Source organism: Falsiroseomonas oleicola (genome assembly GCF_019029495.1).
Lineage (GTDB): Bacteria > Pseudomonadota > Alphaproteobacteria > Acetobacterales > Acetobacteraceae > Falsiroseomonas > Falsiroseomonas oleicola.
Window position 1 is genome coordinate 31,557 of the sequence record NZ_JAERQM010000013.1, and the last position, 19,163, is coordinate 50,719.

Here is a 19,163-nt window from a genome sequence, read left to right on the forward strand (position 1 = left end):
CAGCAGCGATCAGGCATCTTCAATCGAGCCGCGTCGCCCTGAGCCGCAGCGCGTTGCCCACAACGCTCACCGACGATAGCGCCATCGCCGCCGCCGCGATGATGGGCGTGAGCAGAATCCCGAATATCGGATACAGCACGCCCGCGGCGATCGGCACGCCGGCAGCGTTGTAGGCGAAGGCGAAGAACAGGTTCTGCCGGATGTTGCCCATCACGGCCTCCGACAGCCGCCGCGCTCGAACGATCCCCATGAGGTCACCGCCGAGCAGCGTGATGCCCGCGCTTTCGATCGCAACGGCCGTACCCGTGCCCATGGCGATGCCGACCTCGGCAGCCGCCAGCGCAGGCGCGTCGTTCACGCCATCACCCGCCATCGCCACGCGACGCCCTTCGACCTTCAGCTTTTCGATGATGCGCTGCTTGTCCTCGGGCAGAACCTCCGCCTCGACCTCTGTGATGCCAAGGCGCCGCGCCACAGCCTCCGCCGTCGTGCGGTTATCGCCGGTCAGCATCACCACCCGCACGCCATCCTTCGCGAGACCCGCGAGCGCCGCTGGTGTCGTCGCCTTGACTGGATCGGCCACGGCGACAATTCCGAAGGCGCGGCCATCCACCCCCACGAAGAAGACGGTGGCGCCATCCCCACGCAGGCGCTCGGCTTCCGCCGACAGCGCGCCGACATCCACCTTCGCCTCGTCCATCAGACGGGCGTTACCAACCGCGACCTGGCGTCCCTCGACCGCCCCCGTCACGCCACGTCCGATTGGCGCATCGAAGCCCTCGACCGCCGGTACGGCCAAGCCGCGCTTCTCCGCCGCCCGCACCACGGCTTCAGCGAGCGGATGCTGGCTCGGCCGCTCCAACCCCGCAGCTAAGCGCAAAACCTCATCCTCGGCCACGCCCACCGCCGGGATCACCGCCACCACGTCCGGCCGCCCCTGGGTAAGGGTGCCGGTCTTGTCCACGACCAGCGTGTCGATCCGCTCCATGCGCTCCAGCGCCTCGGCGTTCTTGATGAGCACGCCGGCCTGCGCGCCCCGTCCCACGCCCACCATGATGGACATCGGTGTCGCCAGCCCTAGCGCACACGGGCAGGCGATGATCAGCACCGTCACCGCGGCGACCAAAGCAAAGGCGAGGCGCGGCTCTGGTCCCCATATCGCCCAGACCGCGAAGGCAACTATGGCTATTGCCACCACCACCGGCACAAACCAGCCAGAGACCTGATCGGCCAAGCGCTGGATCGGCGCGCGGGAACGTTGCGCTCCCGCGACCATGCGGACGATCTGCGCCAGTACCGTGTCCTGGCCGACGCGATCGGCGCGCATGATGAAGCTGCCCTGGCCGTTCAGCGTGCCGCCGACGACCTGATCGCCCACCGTCTTGGTGACCGGCACTGCCTCACCCGTCACCAGGCTCTCATCGACGTTGGAGGTGCCCTCCAGCACCGCGCCGTCGAGCGGCACCTTGTCGCCTGGGCGGACGCGGAGCCGATCGCCGACCACGATTGCGGCCAGCGGGACTTCCTCATCTGATCCGTCGTCCCGCAGCCGCCGGGCCTGGGCTGGTGCCAGATCGAGCAAGGCGCGGATTGCGCCGCCTGTCTGCTCGCGCGCCCGAAGTTCGAGCACCTGCCCGAGCAGCACCAGCACGACGATTACCGCAGCCGCCTCGAAATAAACGGCAACCGAGCCATCGGTCGCGCGGAAGGCCGCCGGGAAGATATCAGGCGCCAAGGTGGCCACGACGCTGAACACCCAGGCGACCCCAGTGCCCAGGGCGATCAGGGTGAACATGTTGAGGCTTCGGTTCACCAGGCTCTGCCAGCCCCGGACGAAGAACGGCCAGCCAGCCCAGAGCACCACGGGTGTCGCCAGCGCCAGCTGAATCCAGTTGCCGACGCGCGGCCCGCCGACGAGGTGCATCATCCCCGTCAGGTGGCCACCCATTTCCAGCAGGAAGACCGGGATGGTCAGCACAAGGCCGATCCAGAAGCGCCGGGTGAAATCCACAAGCTCCGGGTTGGGTCCCGTCTCGGCCGAGGGGGTTTCAGGTTCGAGTGCCATGCCGCAGATCGGGCAACTGCCGGGGCCCGGCTGTCGGATCTGCGGGTGCATCGGGCAGGTGTAGATGGTGCCCGGCGCCACAGCCTCGGCGCGCAGCGGGGCACCTGGCTGCAGATACTTACCAGGCTCGGCGATGAACTTGGTGCGGCAACCTGCTGAGCAAAAATGGTAGGCATGCCTTGCATGATCGGCGTGGTGAGCCGTCTTTGCCGGGTCCACCGTCATGCCACAGACCGGATCCTTCACGGTTCCCGATGCCGAGGCAGTCCCTTCAAGCTCAGGATCGTGCTTGCCGTGGGCGGTGTGGGGGCCGTGATGTTCCATGTCCGTCTAACTCCTCAGCGCGCGAAAGGTCGCGCGGGCGGCCGCACTGTCAGCATCGCCAGTGGCGGCAACAGCAGCCATTGAAGGAAAGGGGTGAGCCCGGTTCCCCACGGCGGAAGGCGCGGCATGGCGGCCGTGTAGGCCCACGACTGGCGCAGATCGACGTTCAGCCACTCGCTGAACACCGTGTATCCAAGGCCCGCCAGGGTCGTGGTAACGGTGACGCGTCCCCACCCCCGGCTCGGCCATTGCCAGGCTCTCGTCAGCAGTATCGCGATCGCCAGCGCGGCAGCGGCGATCATCGCGTCCCCGCCGGTGCAATGACCGACGGCGAAGGCAATCTCGCCCGGCGTTCCCTCCGCCCACAACGTGTAGAGGGGGAGCTGCGCCACTTCCCAGATCAGATTCAAGGCTACCATGACCGCGAGGTAGCGTGCCGCGGGGGTGGCCAAGGCAGCCCACCCTTGCGGCGCAAGTTGCATCATTTGGCGCCGGTGCCACGATCTGAACCAGCATTTTGCCCGCCTCCGCCGTGGCCATGCCCGTGGTGCATGAACAGGTGCAACAGCGGACAGGCGAGGAGGATAGAATACGGTAGCGCGCCGAACGCGTGGCCCCAATGCTCTCGCAGGACGTAGAAGGCCGCGACTAGCGCGAAGCCGATCACGGCGATTCCGGTGCGGGTGCGCCACCAGGATGGCGCGCCCTGCGCATGGACGCCAACCATGCGGTCCATGTCACCGCATCCCCATCCGCATGCCGCGCAGGTGCTCGGCCATTAGCTCGTCGGCGGTGCGGCGCTGCTCCTCGGACAGCGCTGCATAGAGCGGTGTCGCCGCCGCGCTGACCGCGCGAATCGCTTCCAGATGGGCGGAGAGCAGGGCGATACGGCGCTCCATCTGTTCTGGCGCGGTGCCAGGGCCGGTGCTGCTGCCCATCGCCTGCTGCATTGCCTGCCGAAGCCTGTCGCTCTGGGCGCGAACCGCATCCGCGAACGCGTTCCATTGAGAGATCTGGCCGTCCGTGATCCGCAGCTCAGCGCGGAAAAAGGCCAGATGTCCCTCAATCCGGCGGAAGGGCTGCATCGATGCAGCTGCCATCCGGCTCTGCATCATCTGCTGCATCATGCGGCCCATGTCGCCACCCATCATTCCGGCACCCGGGCCTGCCATGCCGGGACCTGGCGCGCCGTGTTGGGCTGGCGGCGTCGCTGGCTGCGGGGCGCCGGTGGGCGCTCCGGGATGATGGGGATCGGTTGCTCCGCCAGCAGGTGCTGGCGCTTGCGCGAGCGCCGTTCCGGCCACTCCGAGCGCCAGAATGGCTGCCGTTGTGAAACTGCTGAGCTTCCTCATGGTCTTGTCCTCTTCGGTTGTTGGGCAACCGTGTTGTGAGACGAACGGGAGCCGGTTGAGTGCGCGCAGGGTGCCGCCCGGCGTCGGCTCAGAGCGTCACCGGGGAGGCGTATGCGCCAAAAAGGCACGCAATTCGGTGATCTCCCGCTCCTGCTCGCGGATCACGGCTTCGGCCAGTCGGCGCATCGCCAAATCCCGACCGTGCGCAAACTGAATGCGCGCCATTGCGATCGCACCCCCATGATGGGGGATCATGGAGGCCGCGAAATCGAGGTCCGCATCGCCCGTGAAAGTGATGGCCATGTCGCGGTGCATCTTCTCGTTCGCAGCTAGAAAGGCGACGGTCGAGGGGACTGCCTGCCCGATGCGCCCAGCTGCTGCGCGGTGGGTGCGTGCTGCATCCCGGGCGTGTGACCAGGCGCATTCGGCATTTGGCCGTGCATCATCGTGCCGTCCGGCATGAGATGCCCTGGAGAAATGCCCTGCGACACGGCGTAACCGAGGCCAGCGCTAAAAAATATGCCGGCTGCGAGAGACAGCACGAAGGATTTGCGAGGCATCAGATGGCTTCCTTCCCTTGAACGATCTGCATCATCAAGTCGGCGTATATCTCCGGCTTCACAGCGCCAGGACGAAGCATGTCGCCGTGGGATCAGGCGGTGATGCGCTCGGCCTGCCAACCACCATCGCGCAGCGCCTGCTCGAGACGCGCTGTATCCATGGTCGACTTCACGGAGGCTTCGCGCGTGTCCAGCTTGATATCGATTTCCGCCTGCGGGTCGACCTGCCGGAGCGACGCCGTTACGCCCTTCGCGCAGCCGCCGCAGTTCATGTTTGTGATCCGAAAGCGATGCATAACGCCCCCCTAATGAAATCTCGCCTCCTCACATGTGGTGATTGCCACAAGGGTAAGGTCAAGAGGCGCAACAGTGTGCGACAAGCGATTTCCTGGACGGCCGATTTCGCGCAACCTTCCGCGCATCGGCCGCTGTCGCCAGGTTCGCCAGTAAGATTTAAATCGCCCCCTAACGCCCAGGTCTTTCGGCCAAGAGGACAAAGGCTGTCAGCGCGTCCGCTGCGATCCCATGGACCGGTCCATCTGGTCGCATTGTGTCATCATCTGCTGCATGTCAGAGGACAACTGCGCACCCTGCTGCACCGACTGCCGCATCTGGGCGCAGTGCGTCATCATCGCCTGATGATCCATGCCCCCCATACTGTGTCCCTGCATGCCGGACATTCCCTGGCCCGGCGGTGCCTGTGAGCCACTCGCGCTCCGCGCTGAGGCCGCTGCGGGAGAATTCTGCTGCGGTGCACACGCAGCTGCGCCCACGGCGAGCAGCACAGCCAAGCTCACGCCGATACCCCTGGTCAGTCCTATCACGGCATTCTCCTCTTGCTCGCCCTTGTTGACGCCGACCGAAGGACCTTTGAGCACCGTCGATTGGCGCGAGCCCTTCATAATGCGCGAATCTCCCCAATGGTTGTAAAAGTCCTCCACCAGCAATACTTTGTCTCATTGTAGCAGAGCCGTGGACACCTTTCTCGGCGATCATCCCTACGACATGCTGCGCGGCTCCGTCGCTGGTGGGTTGTGTGAGGAAGAGTAGGGATCTTCCGCTGTAGCTCCCCGGGCGTCCGGACGCTTCTTGAGCGCAATGCCTTAATGAGAACCAAGACGCTGGAGCGTCCCTTCGCGGCTGCTGCGAGGATCGGCGAGCGCAGTATGCAGAAGGCAGGATGCAGTGCGCCCGCGGCCACCGGGATCAGCGCGCCATTGTAGGCGGAAGCCGAGAACGGGTTCTGGCGGATGTTCCGGATCGTAGCATGGCCAAGAGCAATGGCGTTCGGCACGCCGAGTAGGTCGCCGCGTATAAGCACCCCGTCGGCGCTCTTGATGGCGATGTCAGTGCCTGCTCCGCGCCTCGAGCCGGCGGTCAAGCAGGATCAGGGTGGCGATGACAGCCTCCGCCTCGTAAAAACCGCCAGTGCCTGCGCAGGTAGCAGCCCCGGCGCGAAAGCTGCCACGACCGAGTAGGCCCAAGCGGTGCCGGTGCCGATCGCTACCAGCGAGAGTCCATGCTAGGCGCACCGCGCAGCAGGTCGGTCAGCCCTTCAAATGGAAGCACAGGCCAAGCCCGAAGAGCATCACCGCGGCCAGGGCGAAATGCAGTTACCAGAACACCTCCATCCGATCGCGCCGGCTATCCAAAGATGCAGCGCACGCACAAGGTGGCCCACCATCTCGAGTACGAACAGCGGCAGCGTAAGCGTCGCGGCAAGCAGTGTGGCGTGGCCAAGCGAGTGAATCTCGCGAACACGTGTCTCACATTCGCGATCCACACGGGCGCCAGCAGCCTCGAGCGAGATTCGGCGGGCTTCGCAACCCGCCTTGCGATCTTCTCCGCCCGCTACGTCTCGCCACTTCGAACCTCGGCGAACGGCTTCACATCTTTCCAATCGCCTGGCTTCACAGCGAGAACCGGCGTCGTCGGTTCCTTCTACGGCTTCGGCGGATATAGCGGGAACACCGGACGAGATTGCCGGGTGGCCGCGCAAAGCGGTCAGGCCGGCTCGCCGCCCCGGAAACGCATGAAGCTCATTCGGCCGCCAGTGCCGTCGAAAGCGATTACGTCGTAGGTATCCGGCGCTGCGCCAGGCATCTCCATGCCCGGCGATCCCAGCGGCATGGCCGGCACCGAGAGCCCGCGGACACCTGGGGGACGCGTTGCCAGCAGGCGCTTCACGGCAACCGCTGGCACATGGCCTTCCAGTACATAGCGGTCGACTAGCGCCGCATGGCAGGAGAGCAGGTCAGCCGGTGTGCCGAGCGCCCTGCGCGCAGCGGCTACCGATCCCACAACATTGTCTTCAACGGCGAAGCCTGCCGTGCGCATGTGCTCCACCCACGCGCCACAGCAGCCGCAGTTCGCATCTCGCCACACCTGAACGCGCGGTAGCCCCCCCGCGACCGCAGCGGCCGGTGCAGCCAGCAAGGTTAATCCCGCCGAAAACAGTCCACGTCTTCCTAGCGTCACGACGCACTCTCCTTTGTCGATGTGTTTGTTGATATCGGTAGCGTAACTACTGCCAACAACCCAGTAGCGGGCAGATTTGAAAGCCGCAGCGTACCGCCGTGCCGCTCGACAGCCTGACGAGCGATAGTCAAACCGAGCCCGCTGCCGCCGGTGCCGCGATTGCGCGATGTCTCGAGGCGCCGGAACGGCTCGAACACTGCCTGCATGTCCGCCTCTGGAATGCCGGGCCCGTCATCTTCAACTCGGATTAGGATCCGGGATCCCTCATCGATCAGCCCGACACGAGCGCCGCCTCCATATTTCACGGCATTGTCGATCAGGTTCGAGAACGCTCGCTTCAGCGTCACCGGGCTGCAGACCAGCCTCGCCTGCGATGGGCCGGTATAGGTCACGGCCGCGCCCGCATCGGCGGCCGCGTCGCACAGGGTCTCGATCATCGCCACCAAATCGGCCGCCTTGCGCGGCTCGCTTTCGGTTTCGCCACGCAGATAGGCGAGTGTTGAGTCAATCATTGCCTCCATTTCGTCGAGATCGGAATCAATCGCACGCGCCGCCTCGCCATCCTCGACGAAGCCGGCGCGCAGCCGCAGTCGCGCGATTGGTGTGCGCAGGTCGTGGCTGACGGCGGCCAGCGCCTGCGTGCGGTCGGCGATGAGACGGTCGATGCGCCCCTGCATTCGGTTGAAGGCCTGCGCCGCCTGGCGGACCTCACGTGGCCCCTCCTCCGGGATCGGCGCCTGCGACCCCACCCCGCCGATCCGGTCCGCCGCCTCCGACAGCGCGCGCAGCGGTCGGCTTATCAGCCGAACCACGAACAGCGCGAGGATGAGGATACCCACACCCATGGCCGTGGTGGACAATACTGTCGCGTGTTCGGGTGCACCCGAACGGAGCAGCGTCGCCGAGAAGTTGAGCCAAGTTCCATCCGCCATTGGCAGTGCGCCTAGAAGCAGGTGGCGCGCCGGGTCGGCCTGATTCGCGCCCTGCTCGGCATAGCCCAGCCGAAGGCCGGCAAGGTCGGATACTGGCACGAGTTCGCCGAGCCTTGCCCGGAGCGCCTCAATGCGTGAGCTTGCCTCCTCCACCAAGTTTACGGCCGGGTCTGCGGTCCAATGCAGGTCCAGGCTAGCGGTTGATAGGGCATGAGCTGTGCCGTCGCGCTCCGAAAGCGGCAGCGCGACCACCGCGCGCTTGACGGAAACCAGACGCTCCGCGAGCACTGCTTCCCACGTCGTGCCGAGCAGCGCCGCAGTTCCCGCCTGGTGCACCCAAAGGCTGCCGACATGGAAGGTGAGCAGGCCGACCAGCAGGACAAGGACGACGCGCCCGCCAAGCGTCCCGGGAACCAGCCAGCCGAGCCACCTCACACGCCGCGCTTCACGGCAGGCACCAACATATAGCCGGCGCCGCGGATCGTTTTGATCACTGTCGGGCTTTCGTCGGTCGGTTCAAGCTTCCGCCGCAAGCGACTCACCATCACATCCACCGACCGGTCGGTGCCGTTGAATGCATGGCGGTTCCGCGCCAGGTCGAGCAGCTGGTCCCGACTCAGAACCCGCTGTGCGTGCTCGCAGAAGGCCAGCAGCAAATCGTATTCGCCGCCCGAGAGGTCGACCGCCACGCCGTCCGGGGACGCCAGCTCCCGCCGCCGGGCATCAAGCGACCAACCGCCGAAGGTAATCGTGCCTCCCGTCGTGCCTGCCACCGGCTCGCCAGCTGCGCCGCTGGACCGACGCAGCAAAGCCCGCACACGCGCCAAAAGTTCTGCGCGGCCGAACGGCTTTGGGATATAGTCGTCTGCACCCAATTCGAGCCCGAGCACCCTATCTGCCTCTTCACCGCGCGCCGTCACCATGATGATCGGCACGCCTGACTTCGCGCGCAGGGCGCGGCACAGATCGAGGCCGGATTGCCCGGGAAGCATGACATCGAGAAGAATAAGGTCCACCGGGGCGCTGCCTAGCACGTCCCACATCTCCCGCCCGTCGCGCGCGCCAGTGACGCGGAAGCCGTTCTGGCGCAGGAATTTCGTGATCAGGTTTCGCATCTCCCCGTCATCCTCGACAACGAGGAGATGCGCTTCTGGTGACAATTGATCGGCCCGCATAGCTGACTACCTCCGTGTACGCGGGCCCTGTAACATCAGAACATCGATCGAATGCCAATGACAGCATAGCTGTTGGAAATTCGCTCTCCATTCGCGCGTGCCAGATTGGCGGTCTCGCCCAACTGACGCTCCCAGCCGACCTGGACGTAGGGCGCGATCTGAGGGGTAAATTCGTAGCGCAGCTGTAGCGACAGATCCATGTCCGTCAGTCCCCGCCTTATCTCCAACTCGCGGTCATTGCCCGCACTTGCGTTGATCTCGATTGCGGGCTTCAGATAGAGACCTGGTCCGTTGTCGTTGAAGATGCTTCGGGCGATCAGCAAGTCGGTTGAAGACTCCAGGCGCCCGCTCAGCACGCCTTCTTCGCTGACATAGGCGGTTGCCTCGACCTCAAAGAAGTAGGGCGCGATGCCCGAAAAGCCGAAAGCGCCGTAGTTCCTATTGGTCCGGAAGAAGTCGCGGCGCCACCCGACGTTGACGTCCCAGAATTCCGAGATGGGTCGGTTGTAGAAGAGTTGGATCTCGGCCTTGTCTGTCTGACCACGGATTTGCTCGCCTTCCGTACGGAACAGGAGCCGATGATCGTAAGTTCCAACCCGGGCATCGAGATCCCATGAGAATCGATCGCCCTGCGAAGACCCGCCGTAGTCGAGATTATTGAGGCGGACCACTGAGTTAATGGCGTTATGGCTGTGGGCCAGGGCGGGCATAGCGGGCGCCAGAAAGGCACCCGCGACGGCAGCAAGGACAACATTTCGCATCAACCGGCGCTCGCCACGCGAGCCGGCTCGACGATGAAGCGCGTCATCATGCCGGCTTCCATGTGGTACAGGAGGTGGCAGTGGAACGGCCAGTCGCCTACCTCGTCGGCGGTGAGCAGAACGGAGGCTTCGGCACCCGGGCGGACGAGCACAACATGCTTGTAGGGCAGCCGGTCGCCTGCGCCGTTCTCCATCTCCATGAACATCCCGTGCAGGTGCATGGGATGCGCCATCATCGTCTCATTCATGAATCGGATGCGAATGCGGTCACCCTCGCGGACCCGGATTCCCTCCTCCATGCCGAAGCGGCGGTCGTTCAGTGACCAGGAATAGCGCCCCATCTGGCCGGTGAGTCGCAGGATGATGTCCCGTGAAGGCTGCGGCGCGTTCGGGCGAGCTCGCGTGCTACGGAGGTCGGCGTAGCGCAGTGCACGCTTGCCTTCGGGTGTGCCGGCCTGTTCCCAACCCAAAGGGTTGTTCGGATCGGCCATGGCAGTGGCACTAGGCATTGCATGTCCCGCATGGGGGTCGGCTGCGGCTTGCGCCGGCGCGCCGGGCATCACATGCCCCGCATGAGGGTTGGCCGCGGCCGGGCCGGTGCCACTTCCACTCATCGGCATGCCACCATGGTTCATGCCCGCCATCGCCGAGCCACCCATCGCCATACCGCTATGATCCATGCCAGCCATCGCTGAGCCGCCCATCGCCATCCCGCCATGGGCCATGCCCATATCTGCCATGGTCAGCACGGTCCTCGGCCGACGTGGCGGAATAGCCGCCTCCATCCCTTCGCGCGGTGCCAGCGTGGCGCGCGCATAACCGCTGCGGTCGAGCGGCTCCGACATGATGGTGAAGGCTCGCGCCTCCGTCGGGTTGACCACCACGTCGTAGGTCTCGCCGACGCCGATGCGGAACTCGTCGACCGGCACCGGGATGACAGGCAACCCGTCCGCCGAGATCACCGTCATCCGCAGGTCGGGAATCGCTACGTCATACATGGACATGGCTGATCCGTTGATGAAGCGTAGCCGCACCCGCTCGCCCGGGGTGAAAAGGAAAGTCTTGTTGTCTTGCGGGCCGCGCCCGTTGACCAGGAAGCTGTAGCCGGTGACGTCGGCTAGGTCCGTCGGGTCCATCCGCATTTCGCCCCAGGCCTTTCGATCGGCCATTGTGGCACTCCAGCCATCACGTCGAACGTCACGCATGAAATCCAGAAACGTGCGCTGGCCACGGTTGTAGTAGCCTTCGCGGTTCCGGAGATTACGGAAGATAGCGTCCGGCGCTTCCGGGCTATGATCCGAGAGCAACACGACATAGTCGCGCGTCACGCGCACCGGCTCCGGTCTCGCCGGCTCAATGACGATCGCGCCGTACATGCCCGCCTGCTCCTGCGCCGCGGAGTGGCTATGGTACCAGTAGGTGCCGGCCTGCCGGAGCTGGAAGCGGTAGGTGTAGGTCTGACCGGGCTGGATCGCCTCATAGCCGTTGAAGCCGGGCGCGCCGTCCATGACGCCGGCGAGCAGCAGCCCGTGCCAGTGGATGGAGGTCGGCTCGCTCAGGCGGTTGGTGACCCGGATCACCACCTCCTCGCCCTCGCGCCACCGAAGTACCGGGCCGGGCACAGTGCCGCCGATGGTCAGCGCATTGGTCTGCGTGCCATCAACGGTGATGCGCGTAGCCTCCACCGCCAGATCCTGAACGCGATGCGCATTGGCGAAGCTCTGGCGGCCTGGGAAGGCGGTCACCACGCCCGCCATCCCGGCGGCGGCGGCCAGCTTCAGGGAGTCACGACGGGAAAGCGGGCTGGTCATGTGCGTTCTCCGTCGTTCAGCGCGGCGTCACGACGAGTTCGGCCGCCATGCCGCTCTCATAGTGGCCGGGGATGTTGCAGGCGATCTCAATGGTGCCGGCGCGCGTGAAGCGCCAGGAGATCTCGCCGGTCTTGCCCGGCTCCACGAGCACCGTGTTGGGCGCCGTGTGGTCCATGCGTGTGCCGTCCGGCATCGTCATCGTCAGGCTGACGACGCGCTCCGGCGTGATCATGCCGTGCTCGAACATGCGTGCCATCTCGGGCCGGTGCGCGGCCGCGACGGCAGCCGGCGCAAAGCTGAACTCATGCAGGAACTGGCCGCGATTCACCGCCACGAAGCGGATCGTCTCGCCGGCGCGAACCTGGATGCGTGGCACGCTGTAAGCGTTTTCCGTCATCTCGATCCGCACCACGCGGCCGGTGCCGCGCGCGGCTGGCTGGCCGAGCAACTGGGCGTTGTTGCCATGACCTTCTGGCGAGGCGAGCGCAGGGGCTGGAACGAGAATCGCAGGCGTCGCGGCGGCGGCCGCCAGCAACGTCAGGGCAGCCAAACGGGACATCTTGATCACAGGTCTCTCCTGGAATGGTTGGGCGGGGGGCGGACGGAACAACCCCTCGGCATGGAGGATGCCTTGCCAACATGTACGGGGCACGTCCCGATCATGACAAAATATTGCTGACCGGGACGTCCGGAGGATGGTCAGCGGACCGAATTGGACAGCCGCTGGAGGTTCCAGAGTGCCGAATTGTGGCCCCCACCCATGTCGGGCATCGTGTGAGGCGCGGCGGCGGTCGCGGCCTCGTCGCACTCGCTGCTGGCGTTCTCCCCAGTTCCGACAATGCGTGGATTGACGCAGCTGACGACAGGACTCGGTGTGGCGGAGGTGTCGTATTCGATCTCAACGTTCTCTCCGCTGCCGGTCACGCGCCGCACCGGTAGCGAGGTCACCATTGAAGCGCGGTTGGAGTAGATCAGCACAGGCAGGCGACCCAGGTACATCGGCTCCAGGGAGACCACCGGCTGACCGTTGGCGTGCGCCAAGGTTGGCGCCACGGCCAGGCCGGCGACGAGTGCGAGGGCTAATCCAGTGGGTGAAGTCGGGGACATGGTGGCTCTCTCCTTGCGTGGGCCGAGCACCTTGCGGTGCGGCACAGGCCACTTATGGAATGCCTCCGTTGCAGCGGTTTATCGGCTTGCCGACAAAGCATATTCAATACGTCGCATTGCGACGCTGCGTTCGCACCGCGACGCGTGAGCGTCTTGCATCGGGCGGACGACCGCAGCAGGGATGCCCTACGGGCCAGCGGAGGCGGCTGTCCGCGGCGGGGGTTGTCACAATATGTGAGACGCGTCTCGTCTTCGGAGTCGACGCGTCCCGTGTGTTGGATCCTCACAGTGCCCGTGGGCGAAGTCTGCAAGGGTCTCAATGATCCGACACTCTCCAACCACGCCGCCCTCGCAACTCGTCGCCATGCGCTGAAGTTCCGCGCGCAGAGCCGTGAGCCGCCGTAGCCGCGCGTCGATCTCGCCAATCTGCGCGGTCGCAAGCGTATGCGCCTGACCGCAGTCTGCGTCTGGCCTGTCCGCAAGGTCGAGCAATGCGCGGATCGCCTCGCTCTCGAAGCCCAGTTCTCGGGCGTGGCGAATGAACCCGAGGCGGCGCAGATGCGCGGCGCCATAGGCGCGATGGCCGCCCTCGGTCCTACTTGGCGGCGGCAGCCACCCCTCCTGCTCGTACCACCGGATCGTGGTTGGCTTGACGCCCGTGGCGCGCGCGAGATCGCCGATCGAGAATGTCGCGCTCACTTTGGGTCGGCCTCATGCTTGGCGAGAAAGCGTGCGAAGGCGGCCAGGGCTTTCTCGCTGGCATGATGCTCAAGCCCCTCGGCATCAGCCTCCGCAGTCTCGGGGTCGAGCCCCACCGCCAGCAGGAAGCGGACGACCAATTCGTGTCGCGCCCGGGCAGCGGATGCCACCGCCTGGCCGGCAGGCGTCAGGAACAGCCCGCGGTACGGTTTGGTTTCCACCAGGCCGTCGCGCTGCAGCCGCGCGACCGTCGCGGCGACGGTCGCCTGGGCAACACCCATGCGTCGGGCAATATCCACGGCACGCGCCTCGCCTTCCTCCTGAAGGAGGTCGGCGATCAGCTCGACGTAGTCTTCGGCAATGGCCGAGCGATCGGCTTCGCGCTGCTGCGTGAAGCGCGCTGCGTGATCTTCCGGGGGCGGGAGGGAACGTGGCGAGGCGCGAGGCATGCCTGACATTAGCGCCTCCGCTTGACATCAGCCATAGTCCGATCACTATAATTTAGCAGACACTAAGTTTTGGAGGCCGTGCGTGAACCCGCCATCCGAGGTTGTCGCCTCGCCCGCACCCGCCGGGCTGCCAAGCCTGCCGGAGGTGCACCGCTCGGTTGCGGTGCCAAACGCAGGCGGGTTCCTCCGCAAGCTCTTTGCCTTCATGGGTCCAGGCTACCTGGTTGCGGTCGGCTACATGGACCCGGGCAACTGGGCGACCTCGCTCGCCGGCGGATCGGCCTTCGGATACACCCTGCTCGCCGTCGCACTGACCTCCTCGCTGATGGCGATCCTGCTGCAGGCGCTGTGCGTCCGGATCGGCGTCGCCACCGGCCGCGACCTCGCCCAGCTCTGCCGTGAGCGGTTTCCAAAGGTGGTCGCCTATCCACTGTGGCTGTTTGCCGAGATTGCGATCTGCGCCACCGACCTCGCCGAGCTGATCGGCACGGCCATCGCGCTGGAATTGCTGTTCGGCATTCCGCTGCTGTACGGCGTGTTCCTGACCGCGCTCGACGCCTTCCTGATCCTGTGGCTCCAGAACAAAGGCGTGCGCTGGTTGGAAGCGCTGATCTTCGGCTTCATCATGCTGATCGTCGGCTGCTTCGGCATCCAGATCGTGTTGTCCGACCCGGACTGGGCGGCGGTGCTGAACGGCTATATCCCTGCCGTCTCGATCGTGACTAACCAGACGCAGCTCTACATCGCCATGGGCATCCTCGGGGCCACCGTGATGCCGCACAACCTGTACCTGCATACCGCCGTGGTGCAGTCGCGGTCCTGGAACTTCGATGAAGCGGGCAAGCGGGAGGCAATCAAGTTCGCCACCATCGACAGCACTCTGGCGCTGACCCTGGCGCTGCTGATCAATTCGGCGATCCTAATCACCGCAGCCGCCACGTTCCACGCAAGCGGCAATACCGAGGTGGCGGAAATTGGTGAGGCCTACCAGCTGCTGACGCCGCTATTGGGCGCAGGCATCGCGGCCACCGCCTTCGGCGTGGCGCTGCTGCTGTGCGGACTTAACGCCACCGTCACCGCCACCCTGGCGGGGCAGGTGGTGATGGAGGGCTTCCTGCGGTTCCGCTTGCCCCCGGTGTTGCGGCGGCTGGTGACGCGGCTGATCGCCATCATCCCCGCTGTGATCGTCACCTGGATGTATGGAGCGTCCGGCACCGCGCAGCTGCTGATCCTCAGCCAGGTTATCCTGTCGATCCAGCTGCCCTTCGCGGTGATCCCGCTGATGCTGTTCGCGCAGGACCGCAACCGCATGGGTGTCTTCACGGCACCGGCTTGGCAGATCGCGCTTGGCTGGGCGACGGCGGCGGTGATAGTCGGGCTGAACATGAAGCTTTTGTTTGACGCAGGGCTTGGGGATTAAGGCAGGTCCCGCGCGTCCGGCGGCGGTTGCACCGCATCCAGGTCTGCTGGCGCGATCTATGCTGTAGCCGGCTCCACTTGCCCAAGGGCGCCCGCAACGCCGGTACAGAGGCCCAACGGGCCGCGTCAGCGATGCAATGTGAGGCTATATTGGTGCTGCCCGCTAATCGCTCCCGTTGGCAACGAGCCATGGCACCGGTTCCGCTTGACCTTCCCACCGGGGCAAACCGGCTTATGTCGCCAGCTTAGTGTCACCGCCCGTCCGGCCGAGATGAGGAACACCCATGACGTCACGCCGCTCTCTCCTCGCCACCGCCACACTTGTTGCGCTGCCGATGCCCGTACTTGCCCAGCGCGCCACGCAGATCGGCGTATGGCGCGACCCGAATTGCGGCTGCTGTTCGGGCTGGATCGCGCATTTGCGCGCTGAGGGCTTTACCGTGGCGGACCAGGTGGTGCAGTCGGTCGCCCCAGTGCGGCGCCGCCTTGGGACGCCGGCCGACCTCCTGTCCTGCCACGCGGGCGAGGTCGAAGGCTTCGCGCTCGAAGGCCATGTGCCCGCGGCTGCCATCCGCCGGCTGCTGGCAGAGCGCCCCGCGGGCGTTCGTGGCCTCGCTGTGCCGGAGATGCCGGTTGGCTCGCCCGGCATGGAAGTGCCCGGCGCACCGGCTGACAGCTACGACGTGATCGCCTTCGGCACCGGCCCACACCGGCCTTTCATGCGCTTCAACGGGTGAACCCCGACTTGAGCTGGCCGATAAGAAGGGGCTTGAACCTCTAGCCACTAGAGGTCCCATACCTACCGCCTGTACGATCGGACGGATGTCATGGGCGCTGTAACAAGACAGACCTGGCGGGTGGAGGGCATGGATTGCGCCTCCTGCGTTGCCAAGGTCACCAAAGCCGTGGAACGGCTTCCGGGGGTCTCGGGTGTCGAGGTCAACCTCATGGCCGAGCGATTGACGCTCGACCTCGATACGGCCGGCCGGCCTGAGGCCGTCGAGGCGCAGGTTGCGGCACTCGGCTATTCGACGAAGCGGCTCGATGGCGCCGCGACGGCGGCAGGCCCAGGCGGTGCGGCGCCCACCTGTGGCCCTGACCATCCACACGATCATGATCACGAGGATGGCCATAGCCACGAGTCTGCCTCAGCGAAGCCCGCGGCACATGGCCACAGCCACACCGACCATGAAGATCCTGTCGACGCCACGAAGTCTTGGTGGGCGACCGGCAAGGCAAAGCTGGTCTGGCTGCTCGGCGCGCTGGTTCTTGGCGCCTATGCGCTATCGCTGGTTCTGCCTGAGCAGCTGACCTATCCGCTCTTCCTCGTCGCCACCGCCGTGGCGCTGTTTCCCTTTGGCCGGCGCGCCATCGCGCTGGCCCGTGTCGGCAGCCCCTTCAGCATCGAGACGCTGATGTGCACCGCGGCCATAGGCGCCGTGGTGATTGGCGCGGCGGAGGAGGCCGCGGTCGTCGTGCTGCTCTTCGCGATCGGCGAGTTGCTGGAAAACGTTGCCGCCGGCCGTGCCCGTGCCGGCATCCGCGCTTTGGCCGACCTTATGCCGCGCGTGGCGCTACGCGTGCGGCCAGATGGCACCACCGAGCAACTGCCCGCTGACAGGCTGGCGATCGGCGACTTGGTGCTGATCCGGCCAGGCGACCGGGTGCCCTGCGACGGCACCATCGAGGAAGGCACCTCAGCCCTGGATGAAAGCCCGGTGACCGGGGAAAGCATCCCGGTGGCACGCGGGCTGGGCGAGGCGGTGATCGCGGGATCGATCAACGCAGATGGCGTGCTGCGCGTCCGCGTGACGCGCGCGGCCTCCGATAACACCATCGCCCGTATCATTCGCATGGTGGAGGAAGCGGCCGCGTCTCGGGCGCCGACCCAGCGATTCATCGAGCGCTTCTCCGAGTGGTGGACGCCCGGGGCGATGATTGTATCGGCGCTGGTAATCCTGTTGCCGCCCTTCCTGTTCGGCTGGGATTGGGGCACCAGCGTCTATCGCGGCCTCGCGGTCCTGCTGATCGCCTGCCCCTGCGCGCTTGTGATCTCGGTACCGGCCGCCATGGCCTCCGGTCTCTCGGCCGGCGCCAGGCGCGGGTTGCTGGTGAAGGGTGGTGCTGCCCTGGAAGCCATCGGTGCCGCCCGGACGGTGGCCTTCGACAAGACCGGCACGCTCACCGAGGGTCACCCGCGCGTGACCGAGATCCTTCCGGCGCCCGGCCAGATGGAGCAGCAGGTCCTTGAACTGGCGGCTTCCGTCGAGCAGGGCTCGGCGCATCCGCTGGCCAAGGCGGTCCTGGCCGAGGCCTCGGCGCGGAGCCTTACCCTGCCGACAGCAACCGATCTCGCTGCCATCCCCGGCAAGGCGGTCACGGCCATGATCGGCGGGCGCCGCATTAGCGTCGGCAGCCCGCGCCATGCGCGCGAGGCAGGCGCGCAACTTGGCATCCTTGAGATGAGGCTGGCGCGGCTGGAGTCCCAGGGCAAGACGGTCGCCGTGGTGCTGGCAGACGGCACCACGCTCGGATTGATCGCGCTGCGCGATGAGCCACGCGTCGATGCGAAGGAGGGCATCGCAGCGCTCTCAACCCTCGGCGTGCGGTCGGTGATGCTGACTGGCGATAACCGCCGGACCGGCGAGGCCATCGCCGTCTCGCTCGGTCTGGACGTGAAGGCGGAACTGCTCCCGGATGACAAGCTGCGGGAGATCGGCCGCCTGATGGAGGGTGGCCCGGTCGTGATGGTCGGCGACGGCATCAACGATGCGCCAGCGCTGGCGGCGGCTTCTGTCGGCGTGGCGATGGGCGGCGGCACCGACGTGGCGCTGGAATCGGCGGATGCCGCAGTGCTGAAGGATCGTGTGACCGGCGTGGCGGAACTGGTCTCCCTCTCGCGGGCGACCATGGCCAACGTGAAGCAGAACGTGGCAGTGGCGGTCGGGCTGAAGGGCGTGTTCCTGGTGACGACGCTGATCGGCCTGACCGGCCTCTGGCCCGCGATCCTGGCTGACACTGGGGCCACGGTGCTTGTAACCCTCAACGCCCTGCGCCTGCTGCGCTGGCGGCCCCAGGCTTGATAGGGGGACCTGATGTCCGAGGGACATGACCATGCGCCGCACAACCATGCTGGGCCCGCGCACGGCGCGCGGGTGACGGCAGGCAGCGAGCGGCGGATCCGCACCGTCCTCATCATGACTGCCGGCTACGCCGCAGTGCAGGCCGTCGGCGGCTGGCTCTCAGGGTCCTTGGCGCTGATCGCTGATGCTGGTCACATGGTGTCCGACGCGGCGGCCCTGCTGCTGGCGCTGATCGCCTATCGTGTCGCGGCAAGGGCGCCGGATGCGGTACGGACCTATGGCTTCCACCGGCTCCGGGTGCTGGCCGCATTGGCCAACGGCGCCTCCCTGCTGCTGCTGGTCGCCTGGATCGCCTGGGAGGCCGTGTCGCGTCTGCGTGAGCCATCGGAAGTCCTGGCCGGACCCATGCTGGTGGTCGCGGCCATCGGTCTCGCCATCAATATCATCGGCGCCCTGATTCTGCGCCGCGGCGACCAGGGTGACAGCAACCTGCGCGGTGCGATGCTGCATGTGTTGGGCGACCTGCTAGGCTCGGTAGGCGCGATTGGCGCCGCCATCGGCATCATGCTGACCGGTTGGACCCTGCTTGACCCGATCCTGTCGGTCCTGGTCGCCGTGCTCGTGGTGCGTTCCGCATGGGGGCTGGTGTCTGAATCGATCCGCGTTCTGTTACAGGCCGTACCACGCGGCCTGGATGCCCGCGCCGCCGAGGCCGATCTTGCCACTCTTCCCGGCATTGCCGAGGCCGGACACTTCCATGCCTGGACGCTGACCGACGAGAGCAGCGTGGCCACGGTCCATGTCGTCCCGGAGGCCGGTGGCGATCCGCTGGCGCTGCCGGCGCTGGTCGCGTCACGGCTGCGCGAACGCTATGCTATCGACCACGTCACCACGCAGGTTGATCCACCTGGCGCCCTTGTCGCCGGCAAACACTGAGGATCTCACCGC

20 protein-coding genes are annotated in these 19,163 nt (G+C 66.1%); 4 read left to right on the top strand and 16 right to left on the bottom strand.

The window, feature by feature from the left end; translation table 11 throughout:
• Positions 1-19 precede the first annotated feature (19 nt).
• The 16 genes from JJQ90_RS26030 to mntR form a co-directional block, all read right to left on the bottom strand.
• Entirely contained in the window at positions 20-2,389 is a 2,370-nt protein-coding gene (locus JJQ90_RS26030) for a heavy metal translocating P-type ATPase (RefSeq protein WP_168049746.1), read from the bottom strand.
• A 14-nt stretch (positions 2,390-2,403) separates the two neighbouring features.
• Positions 2,404-2,841, bottom strand: a complete 438-nt coding sequence (locus tag JJQ90_RS26035; RefSeq protein WP_209443225.1) for a hypothetical protein — start codon at positions 2,839-2,841, stop codon at positions 2,404-2,406.
• Between the two features lie 29 nt (positions 2,842-2,870).
• Positions 2,871-3,125 (bottom strand): DUF2933 domain-containing protein, encoded by a 255-nt coding sequence (locus tag JJQ90_RS26040; protein ID WP_209443224.1) that lies wholly within the window; start codon positions 3,123-3,125, stop codon positions 2,871-2,873.
• Between the two features lies 1 nt (position 3,126).
• Positions 3,127-3,741, bottom strand: coding sequence for a Spy/CpxP family protein refolding chaperone (locus tag JJQ90_RS26045; RefSeq protein ID WP_168049745.1), 615 nt, complete (start codon positions 3,739-3,741; stop codon positions 3,127-3,129).
• Between the two features lie 96 nt (positions 3,742-3,837).
• Positions 3,838-4,107 (bottom strand): CopM family metallochaperone, encoded by a 270-nt coding sequence (gene copM / locus JJQ90_RS26050; protein ID WP_168050077.1) that lies wholly within the window; start codon positions 4,105-4,107, stop codon positions 3,838-3,840.
• Between the two features lie 286 nt (positions 4,108-4,393).
• Entirely contained in the window at positions 4,394-4,597 is a 204-nt protein-coding gene (locus tag JJQ90_RS26055; RefSeq protein ID WP_168049744.1) for a heavy-metal-associated domain-containing protein, read from the bottom strand.
• Positions 4,598-4,804: 207 nt separating this feature from the next.
• On the bottom strand, positions 4,805-5,248 hold the full coding sequence (locus JJQ90_RS26060; RefSeq protein ID WP_230411004.1) for a hypothetical protein: 444 nt from the start codon (positions 5,246-5,248) through the stop codon (positions 4,805-4,807).
• A gap of 1,057 nt (positions 5,249-6,305) precedes the next feature.
• The gene (locus JJQ90_RS26065; RefSeq protein WP_230411005.1) at positions 6,306-6,638 is read right to left on the bottom strand and encodes a DUF411 domain-containing protein; all 333 of its coding nucleotides are present in this window, start codon (positions 6,636-6,638) and stop codon (positions 6,306-6,308) included.
• A gap of 137 nt (positions 6,639-6,775) precedes the next feature.
• A complete protein-coding gene (locus tag JJQ90_RS26070; RefSeq protein WP_216879205.1) occupies positions 6,776-8,146 on the bottom strand; it encodes an ATP-binding protein in 1,371 nt (456 codons plus the stop codon).
• Complete coding sequence (locus tag JJQ90_RS26075) at positions 8,143-8,886, bottom strand: response regulator transcription factor (RefSeq protein WP_168049739.1); 744 nt, start codon at positions 8,884-8,886, stop codon at positions 8,143-8,145. The genes JJQ90_RS26070 and JJQ90_RS26075 overlap by 4 nt, the downstream gene beginning before the upstream one ends.
• Positions 8,887-8,921: 35 nt before the next feature.
• Positions 8,922-9,647 carry a copper resistance protein B gene (locus JJQ90_RS26080; protein WP_168049738.1) on the bottom strand — a complete coding sequence of 242 codons (726 nt, stop codon included), beginning with the start codon at positions 9,645-9,647 and terminating at the stop codon, positions 8,922-8,924.
• On the bottom strand, positions 9,647-11,458 hold the full coding sequence (locus JJQ90_RS26085; RefSeq protein ID WP_168049737.1) for a copper resistance system multicopper oxidase: 1,812 nt from the start codon (positions 11,456-11,458) through the stop codon (positions 9,647-9,649). The genes JJQ90_RS26080 and JJQ90_RS26085 overlap by 1 nt, the downstream gene beginning before the upstream one ends.
• Positions 11,459-11,474: 16 nt before the next feature.
• Positions 11,475-12,026, bottom strand: coding sequence for a cupredoxin domain-containing protein (locus tag JJQ90_RS26090; protein WP_456305470.1), 552 nt, complete (start codon positions 12,024-12,026; stop codon positions 11,475-11,477).
• 131 nt (positions 12,027-12,157) lie between these two features.
• The gene (locus JJQ90_RS26095; RefSeq protein WP_168049736.1) at positions 12,158-12,565 is read right to left on the bottom strand and encodes a hypothetical protein; all 408 of its coding nucleotides are present in this window, start codon (positions 12,563-12,565) and stop codon (positions 12,158-12,160) included.
• A 225-nt stretch (positions 12,566-12,790) separates the two neighbouring features.
• Positions 12,791-13,264 carry a MerR family transcriptional regulator gene (locus JJQ90_RS26100; protein ID WP_168049735.1) on the bottom strand — a complete coding sequence of 158 codons (474 nt, stop codon included), beginning with the start codon at positions 13,262-13,264 and terminating at the stop codon, positions 12,791-12,793.
• The gene (gene mntR, locus JJQ90_RS26105) at positions 13,261-13,713 is read right to left on the bottom strand and encodes a manganese-binding transcriptional regulator MntR (RefSeq protein ID WP_168049734.1); all 453 of its coding nucleotides are present in this window, start codon (positions 13,711-13,713) and stop codon (positions 13,261-13,263) included. Before mntR ends, JJQ90_RS26100 begins: the two co-directional genes overlap by 4 nt.
• A gap of 82 nt (positions 13,714-13,795) precedes the next feature.
• On the opposite strand from mntR, the gene JJQ90_RS26110 reads away from it, so the two are divergent.
• From JJQ90_RS26110 to JJQ90_RS26125, 4 genes are all read left to right on the top strand, one after another.
• On the top strand, positions 13,796-15,133 hold the full coding sequence (locus JJQ90_RS26110) for an Nramp family divalent metal transporter (RefSeq protein ID WP_168049733.1): 1,338 nt from the start codon (positions 13,796-13,798) through the stop codon (positions 15,131-15,133).
• A 283-nt stretch (positions 15,134-15,416) separates the two neighbouring features.
• Positions 15,417-15,869, top strand: coding sequence for a DUF411 domain-containing protein (locus JJQ90_RS26115; RefSeq protein ID WP_168049732.1), 453 nt, complete (start codon positions 15,417-15,419; stop codon positions 15,867-15,869).
• A 129-nt stretch (positions 15,870-15,998) separates the two neighbouring features.
• Positions 15,999-18,215, top strand: coding sequence for a heavy metal translocating P-type ATPase (locus tag JJQ90_RS26120; protein ID WP_171970238.1), 2,217 nt, complete (start codon positions 15,999-16,001; stop codon positions 18,213-18,215).
• 12 nt (positions 18,216-18,227) lie between these two features.
• Positions 18,228-19,151 carry a cation diffusion facilitator family transporter gene (locus tag JJQ90_RS26125; protein ID WP_216879206.1) on the top strand — a complete coding sequence of 308 codons (924 nt, stop codon included), beginning with the start codon at positions 18,228-18,230 and terminating at the stop codon, positions 19,149-19,151.
• Positions 19,152-19,163: the final 12 nt, after the last annotated feature.